Origin of the sequence: Gulosibacter sp. GYB002, assembly GCF_036577665.1 — a bacterium.
Taxonomy (GTDB): Bacteria; Actinomycetota; Actinomycetes; order Actinomycetales; family Microbacteriaceae; genus Gulosibacter; species Gulosibacter hominis.
Map to the genome: position 1 here is coordinate 35915 of NZ_JARBDD010000016.1, position 25412 is coordinate 61326.

General features: G+C 62.1%; 21 protein-coding genes, 3 tRNA genes and 1 pseudogene. 16 read left to right on the top strand and 9 right to left on the bottom strand.

Annotated elements, in window-relative coordinates; all coding sequences use genetic code 11:
* Positions 1-33: 33 nt before the first annotated feature.
* Both PV375_RS10565 and PV375_RS09830 read left to right on the top strand, forming a co-directional pair.
* Positions 34-99, top strand: a pseudogene (locus tag PV375_RS10565) (zinc ribbon domain-containing protein); the annotation flags it as partial.
* Positions 100-138: 39 nt separating this feature from the next.
* Positions 139-2001 carry a hypothetical protein gene (locus PV375_RS09830; RefSeq protein ID WP_332107152.1) on the top strand — a complete coding sequence of 621 codons (1863 nt, stop codon included), beginning with the start codon at positions 139-141 and terminating at the stop codon, positions 1999-2001.
* Positions 2002-2097: 96 nt separating this feature from the next.
* Here the strand turns inward: PV375_RS09830 and pgm are convergent, their stop codons facing one another.
* On the bottom strand, positions 2098-3720 hold the full coding sequence (pgm, locus tag PV375_RS09835) for a phosphoglucomutase (alpha-D-glucose-1,6-bisphosphate-dependent) (protein ID WP_332107153.1): 1623 nt from the start codon (positions 3718-3720) through the stop codon (positions 2098-2100).
* A gap of 93 nt (positions 3721-3813) precedes the next feature.
* Here pgm and pheA point away from each other — a divergent pair, with 93 nt between their 5' ends.
* A complete protein-coding gene (pheA, locus tag PV375_RS09840; protein ID WP_332107154.1) occupies positions 3814-4731 on the top strand; it encodes a prephenate dehydratase in 918 nt (305 codons plus the stop codon).
* Here the strand turns inward: pheA and PV375_RS09845 are convergent.
* Positions 4728-5771, bottom strand: a complete 1044-nt coding sequence (locus PV375_RS09845) for a diacylglycerol/lipid kinase family protein (protein ID WP_332107155.1) — start codon at positions 5769-5771, stop codon at positions 4728-4730. The genes pheA and PV375_RS09845 overlap by 4 nt on opposite strands.
* 70 nt (positions 5772-5841) lie before the next feature.
* Between PV375_RS09845 and serS the strand changes: the two genes are divergently transcribed.
* The 5 genes from serS to PV375_RS09870 all read left to right on the top strand — a co-directional run bounded on the left by serS (position 5842) and on the right by PV375_RS09870 (position 9678).
* The gene (serS, locus tag PV375_RS09850; protein ID WP_332107156.1) at positions 5842-7104 is read left to right on the top strand and encodes a serine--tRNA ligase; all 1263 of its coding nucleotides are present in this window, start codon (positions 5842-5844) and stop codon (positions 7102-7104) included.
* Positions 7105-7108: 4 nt separating this feature from the next.
* Positions 7109-7924 carry an HAD family hydrolase gene (locus tag PV375_RS09855; RefSeq protein ID WP_332107157.1) on the top strand — a complete coding sequence of 272 codons (816 nt, stop codon included), beginning with the start codon at positions 7109-7111 and terminating at the stop codon, positions 7922-7924.
* 88 nt (positions 7925-8012) lie between these two features.
* Positions 8013-8097, top strand: a tRNA-Ser gene (locus PV375_RS09860).
* 97 nt (positions 8098-8194) lie between these two features.
* On the top strand, positions 8195-9457 hold the full coding sequence (locus tag PV375_RS09865; RefSeq protein ID WP_332107158.1) for an LCP family protein: 1263 nt from the start codon (positions 8195-8197) through the stop codon (positions 9455-9457).
* 129 nt (positions 9458-9586) lie between these two features.
* Positions 9587-9678: transfer RNA gene (locus tag PV375_RS09870), tRNA-Ser, on the top strand.
* Positions 9679-10000: 322 nt separating this feature from the next.
* Here the strand turns inward: PV375_RS09870 and PV375_RS09875 are convergent.
* A complete protein-coding gene (locus PV375_RS09875) occupies positions 10001-11272 on the bottom strand; it encodes an MFS transporter (protein WP_332107159.1) in 1272 nt (423 codons plus the stop codon).
* A gap of 93 nt (positions 11273-11365) precedes the next feature.
* Here PV375_RS09875 and PV375_RS09880 point away from each other — a divergent pair.
* Positions 11366-11438, top strand: a tRNA-Arg gene (locus tag PV375_RS09880).
* A gap of 213 nt (positions 11439-11651) precedes the next feature.
* Here the strand turns inward: PV375_RS09880 and fabG are convergent.
* The 3 genes from fabG to PV375_RS09895 form a co-directional block, all read right to left on the bottom strand.
* Positions 11652-12413 carry a 3-oxoacyl-ACP reductase FabG gene (gene fabG, locus PV375_RS09885; RefSeq protein ID WP_332107160.1) on the bottom strand — a complete coding sequence of 254 codons (762 nt, stop codon included), beginning with the start codon at positions 12411-12413 and terminating at the stop codon, positions 11652-11654.
* Positions 12414-12665: 252 nt separating this feature from the next.
* A complete protein-coding gene (locus PV375_RS09890) occupies positions 12666-13043 on the bottom strand; it encodes a DUF3592 domain-containing protein (RefSeq protein ID WP_332107161.1) in 378 nt (125 codons plus the stop codon).
* A gap of 428 nt (positions 13044-13471) precedes the next feature.
* Positions 13472-14998 carry a tetratricopeptide repeat protein gene (locus PV375_RS09895; RefSeq protein WP_332107162.1) on the bottom strand — a complete coding sequence of 509 codons (1527 nt, stop codon included), beginning with the start codon at positions 14996-14998 and terminating at the stop codon, positions 13472-13474.
* Between the two features lie 111 nt (positions 14999-15109).
* On the opposite strand from PV375_RS09895, the gene PV375_RS09900 reads away from it, so the two are divergent.
* From PV375_RS09900 to PV375_RS09920, 5 genes are all read left to right on the top strand, one after another.
* The gene (locus tag PV375_RS09900) at positions 15110-16468 is read left to right on the top strand and encodes a hypothetical protein (RefSeq protein ID WP_332107163.1); all 1359 of its coding nucleotides are present in this window, start codon (positions 15110-15112) and stop codon (positions 16466-16468) included.
* Positions 16449-17510, top strand: a complete 1062-nt coding sequence (locus PV375_RS09905; protein WP_332107164.1) for a hypothetical protein — start codon at positions 16449-16451, stop codon at positions 17508-17510. Before PV375_RS09900 ends, PV375_RS09905 begins: the two co-directional genes overlap by 20 nt.
* Positions 17511-17611: 101 nt before the next feature.
* Entirely contained in the window at positions 17612-18178 is a 567-nt protein-coding gene (locus PV375_RS09910; RefSeq protein WP_332107165.1) for a lipoprotein LpqH, read from the top strand.
* Positions 18179-18298: 120 nt separating this feature from the next.
* Positions 18299-19495: a CHAT domain-containing protein gene (locus tag PV375_RS09915; protein WP_332107166.1), complete on the top strand. Its 1197-nt coding sequence runs from the start codon at positions 18299-18301 to the stop codon at positions 19493-19495.
* Between the two features lie 263 nt (positions 19496-19758).
* Complete coding sequence (locus PV375_RS09920) at positions 19759-20727, top strand: hypothetical protein (protein ID WP_332107167.1); 969 nt, start codon at positions 19759-19761, stop codon at positions 20725-20727.
* A 60-nt stretch (positions 20728-20787) separates the two neighbouring features.
* On the opposite strand, the gene PV375_RS09925 is transcribed toward PV375_RS09920, so the two are convergent.
* A complete protein-coding gene (locus tag PV375_RS09925) occupies positions 20788-21483 on the bottom strand; it encodes an SDR family oxidoreductase (RefSeq protein ID WP_332107168.1) in 696 nt (231 codons plus the stop codon).
* A 68-nt stretch (positions 21484-21551) separates the two neighbouring features.
* Between PV375_RS09925 and PV375_RS09930 the strand changes: the two genes are divergently transcribed.
* Positions 21552-21920, top strand: coding sequence for a DsrE family protein (locus PV375_RS09930; RefSeq protein WP_332107169.1), 369 nt, complete (start codon positions 21552-21554; stop codon positions 21918-21920).
* Positions 21921-22267: 347 nt separating this feature from the next.
* Here PV375_RS09930 and PV375_RS09935 read toward each other — a convergent pair whose 3' ends face one another.
* The gene (locus PV375_RS09935; RefSeq protein WP_332107170.1) at positions 22268-22810 is read right to left on the bottom strand and encodes a hypothetical protein; all 543 of its coding nucleotides are present in this window, start codon (positions 22808-22810) and stop codon (positions 22268-22270) included.
* A gap of 353 nt (positions 22811-23163) precedes the next feature.
* Here PV375_RS09935 and PV375_RS09940 point away from each other — a divergent pair, with 353 nt between their 5' ends.
* Positions 23164-24435, top strand: a complete 1272-nt coding sequence (locus PV375_RS09940; protein ID WP_332107171.1) for a flavin-containing monooxygenase — start codon at positions 23164-23166, stop codon at positions 24433-24435.
* Here PV375_RS09940 and PV375_RS09945 read toward each other — a convergent pair.
* Positions 24421-25338 carry a LysR substrate-binding domain-containing protein gene (locus tag PV375_RS09945; RefSeq protein WP_332107172.1) on the bottom strand — a complete coding sequence of 306 codons (918 nt, stop codon included), beginning with the start codon at positions 25336-25338 and terminating at the stop codon, positions 24421-24423. The two genes, PV375_RS09940 and PV375_RS09945, sit on opposite strands and share 15 nt — an antisense overlap.
* Positions 25339-25412: the final 74 nt, after the last annotated feature.

A 25412-nucleotide genomic window follows, 5' to 3' on the forward strand; every position in this document is an offset into this window, starting at 1 on the left:
TCTGTACGTAACCCACCCAGTGCGGAGTGAATCATGAACAAGTGTTCTCAATGCGGAGCTGTAGCAGCCGCCAGTCAGCGATTTTGCGGTGAGTGCGGTGCCAGGCTCGTGGCGCCTCCGAGTGGTGAACGAAATGCTGTGATGCACCGTCCGGGCGGCGGCGTTCCCGACCCGTTCACGGTGGGTGGCAGCGACGACGCGGTGAGCGAAGACTTTTTTTCGCAGTTTGTGCCGAAGTCGTCAATCGACTCGGGTGATGCGCCACAGTCCCCGCAGCCGCCCACTCGGAGAGCTCGGCGCCGCTTCAACCCAAGCCTTTACGACACCGGTGAGGTGCCAACCACACTGCCGAAGCTTGACGGCGAACCTGCACCGCAGCAGCCGTCAGCGGCTGAGCAGGCGGCGCCACCTGCTGCGCCTGAACCTCCGGTATCGGCTCAGCCGGAACCTCAGTCGCAGGCTCAGGCAGAGCCAGAGCGAGTGAATCGTCCCCAGCCGCAAGCCTCCGAGCCTGCCGTGCCAGCAACTCCGCCGCAAGCCTTCGAGCCTACGGCGCCGGCACCCGAGCAGCAGCCCGCAGCTGGCGAACCCGAACCGCCGACCGCACCGGTGCAGGTGCCACCCTCGTTCCTCGACGACGAGCCGGAGAATCAGCCGGATGCCGAACCGAGCGCATCCGACACCAACACCGTGGAACGTCCCGCCGGGGCGGCGGACGAATCGACATTCACCTCACTCATTGTCGGGCTTGACAACGACCCGGCCGATCGCCCGATTAGCTCCCCCGCCTTTAACGAGACGGGTATTGTGCCGCTGCCGCAGCAGGCCCCGGCGCCGGTTGACCCCGAGGTCACGGCCGCTCGTGAGCGTGCAGCGGCGTTTTGGAGCGGAAATGGCGGCGGACAGCCTGCCGACCCAGCTCAGTATGACGACCCAGCTCGGCACAGCCACCCAGGCCAGCAGGGTACTCCGGCTCAGCACGAGGCCACGGTCGACGAGCCGGATCACGAGGACGATCAGTTCACCAACATTGACGCGCTCTTTGCTGAGCCCGAGCCCGTTGAGCGATTCGCCGATGACGGCGATGAGCAGCCAGTGGCCGATGATCCGGATGCTACCCGTCGCCACGAACCGGTGGTCGTTGCCCAGTCATCACCGTTTGCACCGCCGGCTGCCGCAGCTGGTGGCAGCGAGATGCCGCCGCTACCGGGGCTGCCGGGGAGGTCGGAGCTGGCCGATGATCACCGGCAGCAGGATGCGCAGCGCGATTCGGCAGCTGTGCCGCCGATGCCGGCAGCTGCTGGTGCTGGTGCTAGCGCCGGTGCCTTCGGTGGTGGCGGCGGCTTTGCTGGCGGCGGAAACGGTGGCGCTGCTGACGGTGTCGAGCAGGAGCAGCAGCGTCGCGGCGTGCGATTGATCCTCGTGGCAGCCGCGGCCGCACTGTTGGTGATTGGTGGCGTATTCGGTGTGACTCGCCTCTTTGGTGGTGGCGACGACGTCGGCGAGGCCGCGGCAACGACCAGCGCCTCGGAGGCCCCGGCAACAGTGACTGCACCGAACCTTCCCGAGCGCGAGACCGAGAGCCCCGCGCCACCCACCGAAGAACAGCCGCAGTTTGAACCGGTGGCATTCCAAAGCGAATCGGGCAATATCCGCTGCCAGATCACTCCCGAAAACGGAGTGGCCTGCCAGATGCTCAGCCCCGCCTTTGCGCCCGATGAAAATCAGTGCGATGGAGCTTTTAGTGGCGCCGCTGTCGGGATCACAAAAGACGGCGTGAACTATCCGTGCCTCGAGGGGGATCTTGCCGGAGGGCAGGTACTGGGCTATAACGAGCCGATTTCGGCCGGTGAGTTTGGCTGCGTCATCGACTACGAGCTCGGCCTCAGTTGCAATAACAAGGCAGTGGATGCGTTCACGATGGAGTACTACGCCGGTATCAGCAGCTCGGGTAACGCCGCCGCCGATAAAAACCCGACAGTTCCGGTCTACGTGCCGTAGCGACGCATCCTTTTTGCCAGCTGGCAATCAAAAAGTTGTGGGGTCGAGCAGCACTCGCTGCCCGACCCCACAACTCTATAGCCTTCGTGGCCCGCGCTAGCTACCGAGCGCCTGATCCACAATCGCCTTCGCCTCGGCCTGCACCTGTTGCAGGTGCTCGGGGCCCTTGAACGACTCGGCGTAAATTTTGTACACGTCTTCGGTGCCCGAAGGGCGTGCCGCAAACCAGGCGTTTTCGCTGACGATCTTGACGCCGCCGATCGCGGCACCATTACCGGGCGCCTCCGACAGACGCGCGATGATCGGCTCACCAGCCAGCTCGGTGGCGGCAATCGAATCGCCCGAGAGCGCCTTCAACACGGCTTTCTGATCGGCAGTGGCCGGCGCATCCACACGCTGGTAGGCGGGGTCGCCGAACTGTTCGGTGAGGTCGCGATAGTGGTGCGAGGGCGACTTACCGGTAACCGCAATGATCTCGGCCGCCAGCAGCGCCAGCAGGATGCCGTCCTTATCGGTGGTCCAAGTGGTGCCATCAAACTTCAAAAACGCGGCACCGGCCGACTCTTCGCCACCAAACACAACCGTGCCATCCGAAAGGCCCGGTACAAACCACTTGAAGCCCACCGGCACCTCGATGAGCTTGCGCCCGTGCGATGCAACCACCCGGTCGATCATCGAGCTCGACACGAGCGTCTTCCCGATACCGGCCTCGGGCGACCAATCGGGGCGGTGCTGCAGCAGATAGTTGATCGCCACCGCAAGATAGTGGTTCGGGTTCATCAGCCCCGCCGAGGGGGTCACGATACCGTGGCGGTCGGCATCAGCATCATTACCGGTGAGCACGTCGTACTCATCCTTGTGCGCGAGCACCGAAGCCATTGCCGACGGCGACGATGGGTCCATCCGGATCTTGCCATCCCAGTCGAGCGTCATGAACGGCCAGCGCGGATCAACCACCGGGTTGACCACGGCCAGATCAATACCGTAGGTTTCGGCGATACGCTGCCAGTACTTCACGCTCGAACCGCCGAGCGGGTCGGCACCGATGCGTACGCCGGCGCGCTGGATCGCCTCAAAATCAATGATGTCGGCAAGGTCGCTCACATAGTTGCCGAGGAAGTCATACTTGCCGATTTTGCCGTCAGAGTTCACCCGCTGTACGCCCTCGAGCCCCGCGGCAATGAGCTCATTGGCACGGTTCTCGATCCACTTGGTGGCGTCGGTGTCAGCTGGGCCGCCGTGTGGCGGGTTGTATTTGAAGCCGCCATCCTGCGGTGGGTTGTGGCTCGGCGTGATGATGATGCCGTCTGCAACATCATCGTGATCGCCGCTGTTATAGGCGATGATGGCGCGCGACAGCGACGGCGTGGGAACCCACGAATCGTCGGCATCGGCGAGCACGGTCACACCGTTGGCGGCCAGCACATCCAGGGCGGTTTTTTCTGCCGGCGCTGATAGGGCGTGGGTGTCGCGGCCAATGAAAAGCGGCCCGGTGATGCTCTGCCCGGCGCGATACTCGCAAATCGCCTGTGTGATCGCCAGGATGTGCGTCTCATTAAACGACGACTTGAGGCTCGAACCGCGGTGCCCCGAAGTGCCAAAAGCAACTCGCTGCGTCGGCTCACTCACATCGGGAACATTGCGGTAGTAGGCGCCGACCAGAACGTCAACGTCGATGAGATCTTCTGGAAGGGCAACTGTGCCAGCTCGCTCATGCATACTTCTATCCAACCAGCTAGTGGTGAACGTCGCCTTACCGCGGCAAACCTGCCACCCGCCCTGAGCGCGCACGGTTAGCTCTAGGCTGGATGCATGGAGACGATCTCGTTCCTCGGCCCCGCCGGCACCTTCACTGAAGCCGCCCTCAAACTCGCACCCGACGCGGTGGGTAAACACTGGAAACCGGTAACCAATGTGCTCGAAGCGCTCGAAGACGTGCGCACCGGGCGGTCGGTGGCGGCGATGATCGCGCTCGAAAACTCGATCGAGGGTGGCGTGACCGCATCCCAGGATGCCCTGGCCACGCTTCCAAAGCTGCGCATCTCGGGCGAATATGTGGTGCCCATCCGCTTTGGCCTGGCCGTTCGACACGGAACCGCACCTGGCCAGATTCACCGCATCGCCGCGCATCCGGTTGCCTACGGCCAGTGCCGCCGCTGGCTGCAGCGCAACGCACCCGGCCACGAACACATCGTCGCCGTATCAAATGTGGCAAGCGCCCACGATCTCATTGACGAAACCAACCGCATCGATGCCGCCATCACCCCGATGACGATCACGGAACACGTCGATGTCGAACTGCTCCACGGCGATATTCAAGACAATCAAAACGCCTTCACCCGCTTTGTGATGGTCACCACCCGCACCGATGTGCCGGCTCGCACCGGGAATGACAAGACCAGCCTGATCGTCGAGCTTCCCGAAGAGCGGCCCGGCGGGTTGATGTCGATGCTCGAACAGTTCGCCACCCGCGGCGTCAACCTGTCAATGATCACCTCGCGACCACTGCCCGATCAGCCCGGTCGCTACCGCTTCGTGATCGACCTCGACGGGCACCTGCACGATGCGCGCGTACACGAGGCACTTTTGGGGCTGCGACGATTCAGCCCGCGCGTCACCTTCCTCGGCTCATACCCGCGAGCAGTGGCCTCGCGCGTGGAAATCAACCGGGCCCACTCAGACGAAAATTTTGCCGAGGCCGAAAAATGGGTGGCAGGGCTCGACAGCTAGCGCGCCACACGGCCGCGCAACCCAAAAACCAGGCGCGCGGTTTCATCGGCGGCGGGCGCCCGCACGTTGAGTGCATCGTGATGCACCACCACCAAACCGTCGCGCACCCGACCAAGCAGGTCCCCATCCAGCTGGAACGGTTCGGCATCTGAATCAACGGCGAACGAAACGCCCGCGCCCTGCGCACCGGTGATGGCACGGTTGCCGCTATCGCGTCGCGCCACCTGCTTTTCAGCATCCGACTCCAACAAAATTTCGCGCAGCGGCGGCACGACCGTCGAAATACTCCGCAGCATCCCCTGGCCGAGCAGCTCGAGCCAGCCCAGCGGGCCACGCGGTCGCACGATCACCACATCGAGCATCCCGTCATCAAAGGTGGCATCGGGTGCGAGCGTGATTCCGCCCTGCAACTGGCCACAATTGAGCAGCAGCATCGATGAGGCCCGCACCCCATAAGTGGGCTCCGAATCCACGCGGTAGCGGGCGGTGAACATCGGCTGTTTGCGAAGCGTGCGGGCAACCCCACCGAGATACGCGAGCCAGCCGAAACGCTGCTTTTTGTCTTCGTCGGTGAACTGAATCATGCCGGCATCGATGCCCATCCCCGCCATCACCATGAACCACTCACGAACCCGGTTGCCGTCATCGAGCGTCGCGGTGAGCTCGCAGGCGTCGAGCGAGCGTGTGGTGCCGCCGAAAGCGATTTCGAAATGAGTTTGTAGCGGCTGGCGTGGGTCGATATCGAGATTGCGTGCGAGCAGATTGCCAGTGCCCAGCGGCACAATGCCCAGTGCCACCGGCGACTTCGTTTCGGCAAGCGCCGCGGCTGTCTCGCGTACCGTGCCATCGCCGCCGCAGGCGATGATGAGGTCGGCACCATCCGCAATCGCGTCTGCCGCGGCTTCGGTTGCCGAATAGTCGGGTTGGGTGGGAATGATTTTTGAGGATGCGTAGTCGTTGGCGCGCTCGGCCGGCAGTAGCGCAGCAGAAAGCTCCGACTCATCGATTTTGGTGGGGTTAAAAATAATTGCGGCGCGCACGGTGACTCCTCAGCTCAGGTTCAGCGGTCCCGTTCACTTGGCGAGTTTACGCGCCAAGTACGATGGCGAGGTGATCGATGTTCAAATTCTGCGTGACCAGCCCGAAATTGTGCGTGCATCCCAGCGCGCACGAGGTAATGACGAAGCGACGGTAGACGCCGCCCTGGCTGCCGACACCCGTCGACGCGAAGCGATTCGAAACTTTGAAACGCTGCGCGCCGAACAGAATGCACGCTCGAAAGCCATCGGTAAAGCCGCCAAAGAAGAACGCCCGGCCCTGCTCGCCGAGGTAAAAGAGCTCTCTGAACAGGTGAAACAGGCGCAGGCCGAGGTGACCGCCGCCGAGAACGAGTTCACCGCCGCAGCCGCCCGCATCGAAAACCTCGTCGCCGACGGCGTGCCAGCAGGTGGCGAAGACAATTTCACCGTGCTAAAAACTGTCGGCGAACGCCCGACCTTTGATTTCACACCGCGCGACCACCTCGAAATTGGTGAGCTCATCGGCGGTATCGATATGGCGCGCGGCGCCAAAGTATCGGGCTCACGATTCCACTTTTTGCGCGGCATCGGCGCCCGACTCGAACTCGCCATCATGCAGCTGGGGCTGAACAAAGCACTCGAAGAAGGCTTCGTGATGCTCACCCCGCCCACTCTCGTAAAACCCGAAATCATGCAGGGCACCGGATTCCTCGGCGAACACGCCGACGAGGTGTACCTGCTCGAACGCCAAGACCTCTACCTCACCGGCACCAGCGAGGTGGCGCTCGCGGGCTACCACGCCGCCGAAATCATCGATGTGACCGAACCGCTGCGCTATGTGGGCTGGTCGACCTGCTACCGCTCCGAAGCGGGATCGGCCGGTAAAGACACCCGCGGCATCATTCGCGTACACCAGTTCAACAAGCTCGAAATGTTTGTCTACGCTGACCCCGAGATCGCGCAGGTCGAACACGAGCGGCTGCTGGGCTGGCAGGAATGGATGATGAACGCGCTCGGGCTGCACTACCGCGTAATCGACACCGCCGCCGGCGACCTGGGTTCGTCAGCAGCTCGCAAATATGACGTCGAAGCGTGGGTGCCCACGCAGGAAACCTTCCGCGAACTCACCTCGACCTCAAACTGCACCACGTTCCAGGCACGCCGCCTCAACACGCGTTTCCGCAGCGAGAGCGGCCGCACGCAGCCGGTGGCAACGCTGAACGGCACGCTCGCCACCACGCGCTGGCTGGTGGCGCTGCTCGAAACGCATCAGCGCGCCGACGGCTCGGTGACAGTGCCCGAAGCGCTGCGTCCCTACCTGGGCGGCCTGGAAATTATCGAACCGGAGGCGTAGCGCGATGACGACCGGACGGATGCTGATTGCCCTCGATATCGACGGCACGATTCTTGATTCGTCGGGTCGAATACCCGACGAAACGCACCGTGAAGTTGCGCGCCTGCGCGATTCGGGTCACGAGGTGATGCTCGCCACCGGACGCTCCCCATCCGACACGCTGCCGGTGGCAGAACGTCTTGGGATCAGCTCCGACTACATCGTGTCGGCAAACGGCGCGATGACACTGAAACGGGATGCATCCGGCAACTATCGCGCCGAATGGGTCGAAACCTTCGACCCCACCGAGACACTGCTCTCACTGCGTTCCGTGCTGTCGGGTGCGAACTATGCGGTGGAGGGGCCAGACGGGGTGTTTCGCTACGCGGGCACCTTCCCCGAGGGGTCGTTCGAGGCGCAGGGAAAACAGGTTGAGTTTGAAGAGCTGCTGCACCAGCAGGTCACCCGTATGGTCGTGGTTTCGTTCGACCAGACCACCGAGGAATTTCTCGCCCAGGTCGAAAAGGTCGGTCTGCACTCGGTGAGCTACTCGGTGGGATGGACAGCCTGGCTCGATATTGCGCCGTTCGGCGTCAATAAGGGTGTGGCGCTTGAACGCGTGCGGCAGCAGCTCGACATCCCACGCGAGTCGGTGTTTGTGGCCGGTGATGGTCGCAACGACATTGAGATGCTTGAGTGGGCGAAAACCGGTGGCGGCCGGGCGATTGTGATGGGCGGGGCGCCACAGGAAGTGATCGATGCGGGTAATGAAATTACCGCCGATTTCAACCATGAGGGGCTCGCAAAGAAGCTCGAAAGCATCCCGAGTTTGGGGTGCTGAGCTGGCATTTTTCAGAATGTCTCGTTTTTATCACGAAACGTCGAGTAGGATGTACAAATCGACTTGCGCCAACCGGTGCAAATCGACTGGAGGGCTGTCCGAGCGGCCGATGGAGCTGGTCTTGAAAACCAGTGGGCAGTAATGTCCCGTGGGTTCGAATCCCACGCCCTCCGCACAGACCAATAGCAATCGCACCGAGGGAAGCGCCGCCGAGTGGAATCAGATTTCGATCGCGCCATAGCGCCTCGTCGGGGGCGCCGAGCTGCGACAATGGCGCGGCACGGGCGGCTGCGGCAGACCGGAGCCGCCGCATCCCTCGCAAAAGGGTTGGCGATGCTGCTGGGCACCGCATTGGTGTCGGTGCTCGTGTTTGGTGCGATTGTCTACACCAATCTGCGCTCCGGAGTTGAGACCTTCGAGATCGCCGAAGAAGCGCCCGCCAAAGACCTCGCTGCGATCGAGGGCGGTGTGAACTTCCTGCTGGTTGGAAGTGACGACCGCACCGGGCAGGGTGCTGAATTTGGCGAGGGAACTGAGGACGCCGAGGGTGTGCTCAACGACGTCACGATGATCCTGCACTTGTCGGCGGACCATAAGCACGCAACCGTGGTGTCCATCCCTCGCGACACGCTCGTCGATACCCCCACGTGCATCAGTGACGAGGGCGAAGAGATTCCCGAACAGTACGGTGTGCAGTTCAACTCGCTGCTCGGTAGCGGTGGCATGAACTGCGTTATTTCGACAGTTGAAAACATGAGCGGACTGGACATTCAGTTTGCGGCCATGGTGAAATTCCGCGGCGTTATCGAGATGTCGAACGCGGTGGGTGGCGTCGAGGTGTGTGTTGAGCAGCCCATCGACGACCCCTATATCGGGCTGCAGCTTGATGCCGGCTATCACACGCTCAAGGGCGCGGATGCACTGGCTTTCCTGCGCACCCGCCACGGCGTGGGCGACGGGAGTGACCTGTCGCGCATCTCGAACCAGCAGGTGTTCCTCTCGGCGCTGATGCGCACGCTCAAGAGCAGCGACACTCTCACCGACCCGACGAAGCTCTATGGAATTGCGCGCGCGGCAACACAAAATATGGTGCTTTCGAGCAACCTGAACAATGTGGATGTGATGGTGCAGATTGCTTTCGCGCTGTCGGAGGTGCCGCTCGACCAGATCAGCTTCGTGCAGCTTCCCGTGGTGACTTCGGACTATGACGCGAACCGTGTGGTGCCCGATGAGTACGCCAGTGAGGCGCTTTGGGAGCTGCTGCGCAATGACCGTTCGCCGAATGTGGTGCCGAAGGGGTCGGAGGCCGCCGGCGAAACGGACGCGGCGTCCGAGGGCGAGGCCGGTGCTGAGGGCGAGGCCGGTGTTGAGGGTGAAACTGATGCTGAAGGTGAGGCTGCGGGACCGGAAGACCCCGCAGCCGGCGAGGGCGAGCCTGAGAGCAGCGGTGAGGCCACGCCTGATACCGGGCCTACGCTGACCGGGCAGACCGCCGACGATGTGCGCTGCTCAAACTCCGACTCGATCTTCTAGTGTCTTCTAGTGTCTTCTAACGTCGCGCTTTTGTGCTCGCGGCTAGGCAGCGGGCATTGGGGCTCGGAGTGTGACTGTGCTGCGGTCTTGTGCCAATGACTGTGGTGAGCGTGTACACTAGGCAAGTCTGGACACGTGCGAGAGCGGCCGAATCGGCCACCCTGCTAAGGTGGAGTCCCGCGTTAGTGGGACCGTGGGTTCGAATCCCACCGTGTCCGCCAGACTCAAGCCCCCCCCCGACCCCGTTGCAATCATGCGGAGGTCGGGGGTACTTGTTTTCTCTCGTTCGCCCTGGTGAGCGCAAAATGGGCGCAATCTACGAAGGTGTAGTCGCATCCCCGCCCTCAAGTGCCCCCTATCGCCAAGTGACCCTGTTAACGCAGCGACTCCGCCAGCACAGGCCCCAACTATGACCAAATGACCCTGTAACTGCTAAGTGACCCTGTTATAGGAGGGTCATTTGGCACTAACAGGGTCACTTGGTGCACGGGACAAGAGTCGGAAACGTTCGTGGCCGTCTCGCCACTCGGTCGTGCGAATCGACTATCGTTTCGATGCGCGGGGCGGCAGTTTTTTGCGTGGCAGCACGATCACGGCAACTGTCGTGGCGATTACAAAAATTGTCACGATCATCCCAATTAACGCCGGCCATCCGAGCGATTGGTAGAACAGGCCGCCCACGAAGCCGAACACACTCGAGCCGATGTAGTAGCTGAAGTTATACAGCGCGGTCGACTGCGCCCGGCCAATTTTGGGATGCGCACCCGCCCACCCGGATGCGGTGGAATGCGCGCCAAAGAACGCGGCGGTAAACACGATCAGCGCGCCGATCGAAACAGCAAGCGACGGCACCAGCAGCAGGAGGAGTGCGGCCATGGCGATGGCGTCACTGATGAGCATCACGATTTTGCGGCCGTATTTGCCCGCCAACCGGCCGGCGATGGGCGACGAGAACGTCCCCGCCAAATAGGCGAGAAACACGAACGATGACACCCACACTGGCAACAAATAGGGCGGAGCGGTGAGGTGCGAGCCGAGATAGTTGTAGAGCGCAACAAAACCACCCATCATCATGAATGGCTGCAGATAGAGCGCCAGCAGCACCGGATCGGTGAGGTGGCGTGCCGAGTTGCGCAGTGTGCCAACGATCGACTGTTTGATCGTCACACCCTGCGCACCGATGGGCTGGAACCCGTGCGGTGACGGCGCCAAAACGACAAAGAGTGTGGCAGTGAGCACCGACATCACCGAGATCGCGAGAAAACCCGCCTGCCACGATCCGGTGAAATCACCCACCGGCCCAGAAATAATGCGACCCGAAAGGCCACCGACTGTATTACCGGCGATGAAAGTGCCCACCGCAGCGGCCGCATCCAGCTGGTGAATTTCTTCGTTGATGTAGGCCATCGCCACCGCGGGAACGCCGCCGAGTGCAAAGCCCTCGAGCAGTCGCGCCGCGAGCGCCAGCTCGAAAGTGGGCATGAGGGTCACGATGATGCCGAGCACTGTGGCTGCGGTCACGGCGATGGTGATGGTGCGTTTGCGGCCGATGCGGTCGGCGACCAGCGACCAGGGGACCGTTGCGAGGGCGAGCCCGCCGGTGCCCATTGACACCATCAGTGATGATTCGGCCAGCGAAACCTCGAACGCCTGCGCGATCTGGGGCAGCACCGCCTGGGGAGCATAGAGCTGCGCGAAGGTGGCGATGCCGGCGAGCAGCATGGCCAGTTGGATGCGCAGGTAGTGCCGCGAGCCGCGGCGATGTCCCAACCAGGTCGTGCCTGTCTCAGAAAAGCCGGGAATCGAGTCACTCACACGGTCTAATCTACTCCGCCGGGCGCGGCTTGATTCCGCGCCGAAGTCTGTGCTAACTTAGCTAAGTCGCCCGCACGGCGGGAAATGGCAGCTGCGCCCGTAGCTCAATGGATAGAGCATCTGACTACGGATCAGAAGGTTAGGGGTTCGAGTCCCTTCGGGCGCGCATCGGATGCCCCGGCACCATCATCAGGTGCCGGGGCATTTTTGTATCCCGCATCCTGCATCCCCTGCATCTCCGCCCGCATCCGCGGCAAGTGACCCTGTTAGCAAACAAGTGACCCTCCTGTTGCAGGGTCATTTGGTAATAAGAGGGTCACTTGCCGGGGAAGAGGGGGGAGAGGGCGAGGGGATGCCCGCGGGCAGCGCGAGCGCGCGGCTACATCGCTTCCAGCGCGTCCGGCCCCTCGGGGAGGATCTGGCCGCCATCCACCACAATCGACTGGCCGGTCACATAGCGAGCACCATCAGAGGCGAGGAACGCCACGGCCTCACCGATGTCGTTCGGTTCGCCAAGCATTCCCAGCGGCACTGCCTTCGCCATTTCGGCGAGGTAGTCGTCACCGAGCGCCTTCAAACCGGGCGTCACAATATTGCCGGGCAGCACCGCGTTGATCGTGATCTTGTCGCCGGCGAGCTCCATCGCCGCCGAGCGGATGAATCCCATCTGCGCCGCCTTCGTGGCACCGTAGTGCGCCCACCCCGGGTAGCCGGTGAAATTACCGGTGATCGACGAGGTCACCACCACGCGGCCACGGCCCGATTCGCGCAGTGCCGGAGTCGCGGCCTGCACCATGTGCATCGTGCCCTTGACGTTGACATCGAAGATGAAGTCAATTTCATCGTCATCCAGTTCGGCAAGCCGAGTCTGCGGGTACACCCCGGCGTTCGCGGCGAGCACCGAAAGGCCACCGAACTTGGCGACCACCTCGTCAACCACGCGCACGCAGGCCTCGCGGTCGCGCACATCCAGCACGTAAGCCTCGAAGCCCGCGGCACGGGCATCCGCGCACTCTTCTTCGGTAAGTCCGGTCACCGCAACTTTGGCGCCGTGGGATGCGAGCACTTCAGAAATTCCTCGGCCGATTCCGGTGGTTCCTCCGGTCACCAGAGCGGTGCGGCCAGCAAGCAGTTCGGTCATCGTCACTCCTCGATATTGATTGACTCGGGGTCGGTGGCACCGTACCAATTTGAAATGTCGGCGGGGTGCCTGAAATCCGTCGCGAGGTGTGCGACTGAAACCGGTTTGTTGCCAACCCATTCGGATGCGAAAGCACCGCAACAAGCGGATGCATGAGCAAATCGGCAGGGTCGATGAAAACTAAAACTCAGTTACCGGGCCGGCGTCGAGCATCACCAACAGCATCCCGAACCGACCGCTACCAGCGGACCACTACCAGCCGAGTGCAGCGAACACCAGTAACGCGGCACCGACGGCAAAAAACACGCCAGCCCCGATCAAAAAAACTTTGATGCTGACGATTGAGAGCCTTGAATAATCATCGGGGTGGGCGAGCAGCGGCATCTGCTCACCAATTTCGTAGGGATGCGATCGAGAAAAATTCGCGGTTGCCGTATGCGTTCGACCCGACTCATCGGTGAGCTCGAACACCGGTTGCCACATGAGAGAGCCGTCCCCGGTGGTGTCCTCGAGGTTTGAAATAACCTCGCCCATAACCGGTTCCCAGCTGCGCAACCGTAAAAACCCGACAAAAAATATGATGCCGATACCGATCGAGAGCGCGCCGAGCGCAATCCAAAACCAGGTCATTTATTCTCCCAATTCCATGGTGCACGGCTAGACATTCGTGCCCATTCGCCAAGCAGAGTAATCCACTTTGACTACTACCGATCACAGGTAGGCATTGCTGCCTTAGCATCCTTGAAACTTGGCATATTTGCCCGCCACCACACGATCACGCGTCAGGAGCAACTATGGGCCTTTGCAGGCGAAAAAGCGTACCGAAAAACCACAACGCCCAGCGGAATATTTCGCACCCGAGGCTGAGATGAACCGCATCAACGATGCCGGCCCGTTTGCCCGTAACAAGCGCCGGTGGCGGGCGATTCAGGTGAGCTACAGCCCGCCAGCATCCGTTACCAGGGGATGCAGTTAATGACGACTTCGATTGGGAGCCGCGCGGCAAGCCGGTGTTCCAGAAATCGCCCCCCAGAGAGCGGCCACCGCTCCGGTAGGGCCTACCAGGTCGGTACCGGCTCACGTTCGTCAATTGGCAGCCCATAGGTCGTGTTCGCATCGGCGAAGGCGGATGCAAGCACGACCTCACCCGGTGCGAACAGCAGCGGCGGGGCCGTCGTGACGAGCAGTTCCGTCGAATGAGCGGCCGTTTCGCTACTGAACACGGCGCCGCTGGCGCGCAGCTCAATCAGCTCAGCGACGATGCGTTTGTTCCCGGTGCCGAATGCGAGTTGCGCGGCAACCTCGAACGCATCGCTGGCATATTGCGCGGCGTAGCTGCGGCGTTCGGCGGCCAGTGAACCGTCAAACATGCGGATGTGGAGGTACACGGCCGCGCGGCTGGCACGATGCATCGCTGCGTCAAGCAGGGGCAGCGCGTAATAGTTGTCGGTTCCGTACCACTGACTGATATAGCGCGCGTATTCGGTGTCGTTACCGGCCATGATGAGCGGCTGACGGATGCGCGCCGCGAGTTCATGAGCCTGTTCGAGATAGTTGAGGGAGGTGTTGTGATGTTGTTGTTCGCCAGTCGACAGCGCCAGGTCTTGCCGGATCGTGGCCAGCTGCATCAGCGCGAACATTTCGCCGCTGGCATCGTGGTTGCTGCGGGCGTGCGCCAGCGCCATTTCGGCTTCGCGCACCGCGGTGTGATAGTCGGCTTCGGAGTGGTGGGCAATGGCGCGCACGCTGGCGGCCGCGGTGAGGTGCGCGTAGTCGAGATGTTCGCCGTGTCGAAGGATGTGTTCGGAGTATTGCCGGTGGGCTTCAATGCCGGCCCGCGTTTTGGTGCTGAACCCGTCGGGTGTGCGCTCGCGCTTATTGCGCGCGAGCTCGATGTAGCTGCGCAATTGCAGCATTTGTGCGCGCAGATCAATATTTTCTGGCGCGCCCACCAACAGGGCTTCGAGTCGGGCGAGGGATGCGGTGGATTCGTCGACGAGCCCCAGCTGCGCCTGTGCTTGAGCGAGTCCCAGCACAGTGTCGGGCAGCAGGTTTGGCATGTCGCGGCTGGCATCCACGGCCTGCTGATAGTGCTGTACCGCTGCGGCATAGTTGCCGCGCATGATTTCGACCGCCCCCAGCGACATGTAGCTGGCAGCGACATGGTCTTTTGGCGAGAGCGTGTTGGGGGCGAGGTCCATCGCTTGCTGGGCGTCGGCTGCGGCCCGGTCGAGATCGCTGCGCCGCTGGTAGACAGTGCAGCGGGCGATGTATACACCCCAGCGGTGGTCGTTATTGCGGGCCGGGTTATCGCCGAGTTCGAGCTGCTGATCGAGCAGCGGCAGCACCTGGTTCAGGTGTTCGAGTGCGGCATCGGTGTTGCCCGCGTTGAGGGCGAGCCCCTGGCTGAACTGGTGAATGCGGATCGCTGCGTCATTGCGCGAAACCGTGTCGGTGCACTGCTGCGCGGCGCTGGTCGCCTCGTCGAAGTGCACTCGCCAACCGGGATCGCCCGCGAACAGCTTTTGGGATGCGATCAGCAGCGTGTCGCGCACCCGGATGGCGGCCGCATCAAATTCGAGCATGCCTGCCAGTGTGGCAGAGCCAGGCGAAATCTCGCTGGCTTAAGATATTGGGCCACTGGCGAAGCCGCACAAATATGGAGGCGAACACGAATGGATCGGTGCGCCCGCAGCGTGGCGATCAACCTGGCCTGGCGCGAGCTTGATATCAACGCCCCGGCGTTCACGAATCGTGAGGGGCGGGTGCTCGCGCGAGCGCTGAAGTGCCTGCTCGACCCGCTGGTGCTGCAGCCGCGCATCAACACCGAAATTGGCGCCGCGGTGCTGGATGCCGAACAGATGGTGCGGTTAAAAGAATTGCTTGCGGCCGCACAACCGCGACTCGAGGTGGCGTCGAAGTGGTACGACCTGCTGCGCGCACAGCGGCGCGCGCTCGGTATCACTGCCGGCAACGCGCAGGAGCTCTACTTCCCACGCGCTTATGAACTGGCCACCACCCTCGGCGCTCCCGGGGATGACGCTATCGAGCACTGTCGCGAGATGCTCTCGGAGGTGCACGCGATCGGTGGCGATGCCGAACAGCTGCGCGCGGCATTCAACGATCCCGAAACTCTGGCCGATCTGACCGCCGATCTGCAGCAGCACTGGGATACGGCAGTGGGTCGGTCGGCGCCGCTGAGCGGTGACGAGATCGCCGAACTTGCCGACGCTGCGCGGGATGCTCTCAGTGACCGCAAGCGCAGCCGTGACACCCGCCGCGGCTGGGCGCAGCTGCGTGAAGGTGGCGCCACCGCGCTGGGGGAGGCGCTGCGGGTGCAGCGTGATGCGGCGGAAAACTTCGCCCGGGCAGCCGAGAGCGAAATCACACCGGATGCGCTGGCGCAGACCCTGCCACTGACCGCACCTGCGCTCGCGGACGCTCGCACAGAGACCATTGCACCAGACCAGACCATTGCACCAGACCGGCACGGCGCCCTCGACCGGCCGATTGAGGTGCGCACGCGCGCCGCCATCCGCCGTCTACAAGGCGCAGGATTTGCTGCCGATATCGAATTGCTCGATGACGAAATTGCGCGCAGCTGCCAGGCCTTCGGGATGCGCGATGTCGACCTCGGGGCCGCATTTGTTGCCGGGATGCTGGTGGCCGGCTGGGTGCATCCCCTCGCCGCCTCGACGCATCCCGGAGCGCCGCAGGCCCTGCATCCGGTCATTTCCCGCGCTCGCAATGAAGCGTATGTGCTCTATTTGCGCCGCGCCCTACATGCCGGTCATGCCGTGCATCCCGAGCAAGAGCCGGTGGTTGCCGACCTGCGCGATTTTTCGCGGCACTATTTGCGGCGATTGTGGACGCGGCTGCACGGCCGTGATGTGCTCCGACTCGGCCTCGATGTCGAAGGTGAGGCGTTTGAGCTTTTGGCGGGTGTTGTGAGGTCGACCCTGCACGATCAGCGGCAGCGGATGCGCCGAGCGCTTGAACAATTTGGTGGCTGGGATGACGACGAGGAGCGGAACGATGCAACTATTGCGGCGTGAATTTGATGGCCTCGATCAGCTCATTAACCCGGCCGCCGCGCCGCTCGGCAGCCGTGCGGAACGGCTCGGTGTGGAGCTACCCGGAGCGCTGCTGGAGTGGTCGCTGATGGCGCCGCCGGGCGCGCTGCCGGTGATTACGCTGCGAGATGCCGATGAAGTCGATTGGTTTTGGCAGGTTTTTGGGCAGGATGCGCATCTGGCACTCCTCGAGGGCGCGGCACAGATCGAGGTCACACCAGATCATGACCGGCTGGTGCAATTGCAATGCCTTGGCCGGGCGCTGTGGGCGCGCGCGTGGTGGCCGGCAAGCGAACGCGAGGGTATCCCTGCGCTGGATGACACCGTGCTGGCGGCCGAAATCGTCACCCTGATTGCGAGCCTCGATGAGTTGGCCGGTGACAGTCTCGATGACGAGCTCGAAATTGTGCGCGCGGCCCACTCGCGGGATGATTACGCTGCGCTGCTCGCCGCCGAAGACCCGGCTGTACGCGGCCTTGGCGAGCGACTTTTTGCAGTTTTCGAGTGGGAACTGCCGGCTGAAACGCCCGAGCTCGCGCGGCGGGCCGACTACGCGCTCGCGGCTTCGGGCACGCAAACAACCGCGGCGGATGCGCTCGCAAGCGGCACCGCGCCGCTGGAGTGGCAGCGCGTACCGGCACGTATTTTTGACGCGGGCGAGACGGCCATTCAGTGGTCGGTGGATGCGCGCCCCGATCCCGTACTGCACGTGCTGGTGGAGCTGCTGCCGGGCGCAGACGCGAGCGGTATTCCGGTGGTTGCGAAACTGCTCGACAAACCCGAATCGGAGGTCAGCGAGTTACTGGATGCGGGCGGCGCGGCCGATCTGCCGCTACCGCTGAGTGCCGCGGAAGTCTGGTCGCAAAATTGGGATGCGCTGCGCATCCGGGTGGGTGCCGCGGGTGACGGTGATGAGGATGCGACGGTGCGCGACCGCGTGCGCGATTATGCACAGTCTCGGCTCGGAGACGATGACGCGCTCACGCTCGCGGCCGAGCGCCAGGCGGCGGCCGAAGATTTTTGAAACTTTTTGCCGCGAAACTTGTGATCGGTAGGGAATCGGCCGAAATACCTTGAGTGCAACAGAACTCAACGGGGGTTCTGCACAAGGAAAGGGAAACCAAAATGATCCGTAAGACCACCTTCTCGTTCGCAGCAGTTGCACTCCTCGGCATCACCGCCCTCACCGGTTGTGCAGCGACGGATGAAGCAGAGACCGAAGATGGCGCCGTTGCGGCAGAGGCTGGCAGCGAGGTCGACACGAACGACAGCGCCGGCAGCGAAGCTGGCGGTGACGCTGGCAGCGAGGTGAGCGGCGGCGGTGCAATGGGCGGCTCGTTCACGCTCAAGGTATCGGGCACCGATATCACTCTCGATGACCCCGTCGTGGCCTGCCAGGAGCAGGGCGGCCAGTACGCGCTGGGCGTGGTTTCGCAGATCGATTCAGCGGCGGATGCAGCCGGCTTCGGTGCGGTGCTGAGCGGCAAGGACAACCCGACCGTGGTTTCGGTGGGGGTTGTTGATGCTGACGGCCACGCTGTCGCTTACGCCGAGGGTGCCGGCATGGGCTCGGCTGATGTCAAGGTTGATGGCAACACTTACACCATCACCGGCACCGGCATCATCAGCGACCTCAACAACCCGACCTCGATGGAGGAGGCCGACTTCGAGTTCAGCGTCACCTGCCCCTAGAGCAGCACGCGCGAAACTTCAGAGAACGGGGATGGTGCCGGGTCGAAAACAATTCGACCCGCACCACAGTTTTTGCGAGAGCATCGCCCAACTGGGCAGCGTGACGAGAAAGGACTGGCAATGTCACGGACACTCTTGGTGAAATTCACCGAGACTGACACACTGTATTGGTCGTGGCGTTGGCAAGACACCCCCGATGAAGTCGAAGCCGGAAGGCTCAAGCCCGAGTTCGTTGCAGGTTTGCGGCAGGCGCTCGCGCAATTTTTGCCAGAACCGCACGAGGCTGAAGACGGGGATGCAGCGCTGCAACGAGCACTCACCGAGAGCTTGCTGGCAACCCCAGACGGTTCGTTACAGCTCGGCCAGGCGCTCGGGCAGGCGCTGTTTGCCGTTGAAATGGTTGCGCAGCTGCGTGCTGAACGCGACCGTGGCTCGCGACCGCGGCTGCGCATCCAGCCCTCGCCCACCACGGCGCGAGTGCCGTGGGCGCTCGTGCGCATCGGGCCCGAACTTGAGCCGCTGATTTCACTCGTTAATCTCGAATTTGCACCGCCGGCCGCGCTCACGGTCTCGGCACGCACCACCAATCATCGGGGCAAGACGGTGGTCGCGGTGATCGATCCGCGAGTGCCCGGTGCGGCACCAACTTCGGCGCTCGGATCGGTGCTCGGGCGTCCGGCAGAAAACGATCCGCTGGCGCAGCTGCTGCGTCACGGTGCGCTGCTGCGCCCCGAAGCCGAAAACTATCTTGGCCTCGCGCGGCGACGCGATCTTGATCGCGCCTGGCTGCGCGAACAATTGGCGGATGCGGCCCGGTTTTTGTATGTCGGGCACGCCACCAGCGGTGAAACCGCGGATGCGGGTGCCAGCGCGGCACTGCACCTCGCCGGTGCCGCCCCACATGTGCCGGTAACCGCAGCGGAGCTGGTGCGCGATAGGTGGCAGCTGCCGCCCCGCTGCGCGCTTATCGCCTGCGGCTCGGCCAGTGAACTGCGCGATCTCGAGCCGATGGGGCTCACGCTCGCGGCACTGAGCTGCGGTGCTGAGCTGGTCACTGCTACTTCGTGGCGGCTGCCAACCGACGCCGCGATCGCATTTTTTGGTGAGGCGGCCACCGACCGGCAGCCGCTTCGCGAATTGGTGTTGGCAGTTGATACCGCACACGAATTTGATGATCCGGTGCTGGCGCTTGCCGACTGGCAGCGTGAGCGGCTCCGCGCCTGGGAAGCATCCGGGTCGATCATCGACACTCCGCTCGTGTGGGCAGCGGCAGTGAGCTATACCCGTGGTGGTCGAACTAAACAATCGGAAGAATGACCAGGTTGTAGGTAACCGAGGGTTCATTCGCAATTGGTAGAGGTGAAGATATGTTTGCCGTAATACTCGCGCTGGTGGGATCTGCTTTTGTCGGGGCCGTGCTCACGTATTCGCTGATTGCAGTCTCGGAAGGCCAGTGGTATCTCTTGGCCTTGAGTGCTATGGTCGGCCTCCCCGTACTAATAGGGATCGCCGTGATAGCCGGAATATCCGAGGGGGCTGAAAGTCGGAAGCGATATCTCTTCATTAGACAACAGCGGCGCATGGCACCGGCCGTTGTCACCGGTTTGAAAAGCATCGGCAGCGAGGGCAGATACCGGATTTCCGCGACGGTCTACCCGCCCGATATGCCTCCGTATCGCGCCCAGTTTGAAGAGGACCTCGACCCGATCGCTGACGCCGGCGTGTGGCAGCGCGGCATGGTGATTCAAGTACAGCTGGTGAATATTGACAACGGCGGTGTCATCAGAGTTCGCGTTCTGGATGCATCGGTGATTCCCGAAGACAGCCCGAAGCCGAAGCCCTGGGAGCAGGTGCGTCGTGACTATATCGAGGGCGATGCGCCCGGCTATCGGGGGCCCAGAGTTGAGGGCGTGAGGTCGGCCGGTTGGCGGTCGGTTGAAATACCGCAGCGGTCAAAACTGCGCTCGCCGGGGCGACCCGCACTGTGGACTAGTTTTATCGCGGGGATCGCGATCATGGTGCTGCTGTGCTTGGACTCGATTACCAACACGATTGAGCGCGTGCAGCGAGGTGAGCTGAGCACGACCGTTTATGAATCTTCGGTGATTGCGCGGGCTGGCGCGCAAGACATTCTCGACCGGTCGGGTAGCGACAAGTTCTATGTGGTTTCTTTGACCGACAACGGAATCAGCGCCGATGTGAAGAGTGAGCGTCTCGAAAAAGTTGAGGATTGGAAATTGCGCCGCGAAGAACCCTTCCCGCCCGGCAGATTTGGGCCGTGGACCAATATGACCGTCTCGGACTACAGCGAGATGATCCACGGCACCGAATTCGGCATTGATGATGTGCGCTGGGAGAACCTGCCCAAGATCGTGAGCGACGCGCGCGAGGTTTGTAAGCGTGACTACCCGACGGCCGACCTCGATTTTCAACAGGTGCTGATTTCGGTCAAGAACGATCAACTGCAGTTCGAATACCGCGGAAGCTTCACGACCCGGGAGAGCTGCAATCTCAGCTACACGATGGCTGGGAAACCGATCGGCCGCTAACCGCTGGCTAAGGTTCTTGCGTGGTTGCCGCCGCGCCGCAGGCTGATGGGCGGTGTGCTGTCACCGCACCGCGCGCGGGCGAATCGCAAGATCGGTGATCTGCACCTCTGGTGGCGCATCCACCGCGAAACGCACCGCGCTCGCAACCGTGGCCGGCTGAATATAGTGAGCGGGTGTGTACTCGCCGCCGATGCCGTCCTGCAATTCCACCTGCATCGGGGTGGCCACCTGGCCGGGCAAGATTGTCGCCACCCGAATCGCATCCGGTTCAACCTCGAGCCGCAGCGAATCGGCCATGCCCTTGAGCGCGTGCTTGGTGGAGACATACACCGACATTTGTCGCGCGGGACGAATTGAAACTCCCGACCCGATGAACACCACGGTGCCCTTGGATGCGCGCAGCAGCGGCAGCGCCAGGCGCGTGAGTGCCGCCGGCGCGATCAAATTGGTGGCCAGCTGGCGCTGCCACTCGGCGGTGTCGGTGTCGGCGAACCAACCGGGCGTGCCCACCGCGGCCGAGTGCACCAGCGCATCCAATCGTGGCAGCTGCGAGACGATCTTGTGGACGGCCCCGCCTTCGGCAAACACCGCGGCATCACTGAGGTCGGCAGAAAGTGTCGTGTCGGCACCGCAATTTGCGAGCCGTTCGGTATCGCGCCCCAGGCCGATGATCTCGTGCGTGGCGGCGAGCTCGGCAACAATCGCGCGGCCGATGCCGCTGCTGGCGCCAGTGACAAGTGCGACGGGTTTCGACATGACGCTCAGCTTAGGCGGCTGAGATTTGCGGCCGCTGGATGGGAATATCCGTGCGTAGGATGGTGCATATGACTGAATCGGTAGCAGGCGCGACACGCGGCATTGTGATCCACATCAACTCGGATGATCCGGCGCGGTTGTTTGGCGCGTACCAGTCGGGTGCCAACGCCATCAAGGTGCTCGGCGACGACGTGCAGGTGAACATCGTGGCGCAGGGCGGATGCGTGACCGGCGCGACCCACTCGTACGCCGGGTCGAGCGAGCTTGAAAACGCCCTTGCCGATAACTCGAATGTGCACATCTATCTGTGTGCGCTCGCGGTGCGTGCCCGTGAGATCGCTAAGGAAGACCTGATCAGCGACATCAAACTCGCACCCACTGCGACCGCACTGTGCGCGCAGCGGCAGTTCGAGGGCTGGGCGTACGTGCGGCCGTAGCTGCACGCCTTGCTCATCTTGTTCATTGCGCTGGCGACCGCGTTCGGGTAAAGCTCTCTGCCGCTCCGGCTGCCCTCGCCCCGCTCCGGCTGCCCTCGCCTTGCTTAAGGAAATTTGTTTCCTGACCTCAATTCAGGAAGGAGATTTGTTTCCTGGCTGCAGAATCGCAGTTTTGGCCCTGATTTCCGGGGGATAGCTCGTTTTTGCAGCCAAAATTCTGATCGCAGGAAACAAAATTCCGCAGACAGACGGGCAAGCAGGCGGGCCGGATGCTGTTGCTGGGCCGGCTGGCGCTGGGCTGGCGCAGGGCTGGGCGCCACAGTGGCTCAGCTTAGAAGTAACCAGCCTTAGTTCTCCATATACTCGGGTGAGCCGATGCCAATTGACTCAAAGTGAGCTGCGCGGGCGACTTCGTCTTGCAAATATTGCAGCTCTTCTGGGTCGATCTGGCCAGCCTGAGTAGCGTGGTTGAGGTCTTCTTGTGCATCCTCAAACGCGTACGGTTGCCAGACGGTAAGGCCGATGCCTTTAAAAACCCACGCAGCGGGAGCTTCACTGTCGTCAACGGGTGCGAGCTTGTTGCAAGCCCGCAGGTATTCGGTGCAGTCAGCCACGCCCAGTTGGGACAGGTTCTTGCCGTTGAGCTCTACTTCGACGCCGTTGCTATGCGGATTCGTGTGAAACTCAATGAACTCAACCCCCGTGCGTCCGAGATGCACCTGTACTGATGCATCAGCGAACGTCAGGCGGTGTTCCTCAACCTGTGGCTCAGGGTCGCCAAGTACCGCACAGACCGCTGACCGGTCATCACCAAATCGGATTGTTCCGTTGCCGAGCGGTGCACGGAACTCTGCTCCGATGTTGGGCAGCAACGTTACGGAAGTGTTCATGTGTGATTGCCTTTCGACGTGGTCGGCAGCGGGTGCCTGGCCGAGACCCTGTGTTCTGCCGCTAACCTAAGACTCCGCCAAGCAGGTAAACGGGAGCGCCGCGTTGGCAGGTTAGTGCCCGGCGTGAACGGTTCGCGCAGACGCTCGCACAGCTGCTGCAGCTCCGTCAGTTCGTCACTCGAAAGCGCACCGATGCATCACTGAATTGGATGCAATAGTACGCAAACAACTATTTGCTAGATGCATTTGTGCTGCGGTTGGCTGATCTTGCACATAGACGGCTGCCGCCATGCACAACATGCTGCGCAATGAAGCCAGCGCAAGCTGCGGCAGCGAGAGAACGGAGATCATCTATGCCGCACGAAAGCACTGAAGTTGTTGTGGTGGGGGCGGGACAGTCTGGCCTCGCGATGAGTGAACATCTCACCAACGCCGGTATCCCGCATCTGGTTCTTGAAAAAAACACGATCGCACACTGCTGGCGCAATGTGCGGTGGGATTCGCTCGTGACCAATGGGCCCGTATGGCACGACCGCTTTCCAACCCGTGAGTTCACGAGCGTCGGCCCCGATGAGTTTGCCACTAAAGACCAAGTGGCAGACTATCTCGAAGCGTTTGCGCAGCAGATTCACGCGCCAGTGCGTGAGCGGGTTGAGGTGACGCGCGTCGCCAAGCGTGAACATGAGCGTGGATTTCGCGTCGAAACCACCGACGGCACTATTGACGCCAATTTTGTGGTTGCCGCGACGGGTCCATTTCAGCAGCCGGTGATCCCGCCGATCGTGCCGCAAAGCGATCACATCCTGCAGCTGCACTCAAATCAATACCGCAATTCCGAACAGCTCCCGCCCGGGCCCGTGCTCGTTGTCGGAGCCGGCAGCTCGGGCGTGCAGATTGCCGCCGAACTCAATGCGGCCGGCCGCGACACCTATCTGGCCGTGGGTCCGCACGATCGTCCGCCGCGTCGCTACCGAGACCACGACTTTGTGTACTGGCTCGGTGTGCTGGGGAAGTGGGAGATGGCTACCCCCGCAGTGGGTGCCGAACACGTCACTATCGCTGTGAGCGGTGCAGCTGGCGGGCACACCGTTGATTTTCGCCAGCTCGCTTATGACGGCATCACGCTGCTGGGCCGCGCCGAATCGTGTGCGGGGAGTGTCATGCGCTTCGCTAATGATCTTGCGCGCAACATCCGTAACGGTGATGCCAACTACCTGAGTCTGCTCGACGAGGCTGATGCCTATATCGCCGAAAACGGTCTTGATTTCCCCGAAGAGCCATCGGCTCGCGAGATACTGCCCGACCCCGATTGCGTTACGCATCCAATTCTTGAGCTCGATCTCGACAAAGTCGGGATTTCTACCATCATCTGGGCTACTGGATTCCGGGTCGACTATTCGTGGCTACCAGCTCGCGCGGTGGATGCACAGGGGCGGCCACTCCAGCAGCGTGGCGTGTCGGTCGAGCCGGGAATCTATTTCGTCGGCCTGCCCTGGCAGTCGCGTCGCGGTTCAAGTTTCATCTGGGGATGCTGGCACGATGCCAAATATATTGCCGATCAGATCACCATCCAGCGCGGATACGCGAACTATCGTCCCGCGCTCCACAAACTAGCTAGCGTTTGATTCTTTGAGCACCTGTTGAACAATTTCGACGAAGGCACGACTGCGTGCAGTCGGGCGGGTCTGGCGCAGCTGGGCAATTGCGAGTCGAAGCGAGGGAACCTCGTCGGCGATTTCGAGTGCGATAGCCCGCGGGCCAGCATAGGTGGTGTCGAAGGCCGGCTGCTGGTTGAGGATGGAATATCCCATGCCAGAGGCGACCATGGAGCGTAACGCCTCAAAATTGGGTGTTTTGTAGCGGATCTGTGGAGTGCCGCCAGCGGTGCGGATGAGTGTAAGAAAGTACTCACGGCTGTCGGGCAGGTCGAGCAACACAAGCGGCTCATCCACCAGTTCAGAGAGGTGGACGCGTTTTCGCTTCGCGAAGCGGCTTGTGTCGGCAACGATGATGTAGGGACGAATTGCGCCAAGCGGTGCTGTCACGATGTCGTCTGCCGCACTGAACTCGTAGGTGATGGCAACTTCCGCGCGTCCGGTGCGTAGGTCGGCCAGATTCTGTTCGTGATCCCCACCAAATACTTCCAGACTCAGTTCGGGATGCTCGCGTGCGATATGGCTCATTACCTGCGGCAGGATGGTGGGGGTAAGCGTGTCAAATACTGCCACGCGCAGAGTGCCGCGAAGCGCGGCAGCATCGGCCTGGATGGCATCGATCATCGAGTCGAGCTGATCAAACAGCAGGGCTGTTTCTTGTTGTAGCCGCTCACCCGCGGGAGTGAGCACCAGTCCCTTGGCATGGCGCCGAATAAACAGTGACGTGCCGAGTGCTCGTTCAAGCTGCGTGATGGAACTCGAAACTGCTGACTGGGCGACGTGCAGCTCCTGGCTGGCTGCGGTCATGTTCAAAGTGCGGGCGCAGGCGGCAAAATAGCCAAGCTGTGCGAGGGTGATTGAAAAACGGGCCACGCTGCCTCCATCTTCTAATCAGATAGTGCTTATAGCCGTTTTCTATTTTACAGATGCACTGCGGGTTCGTTGAA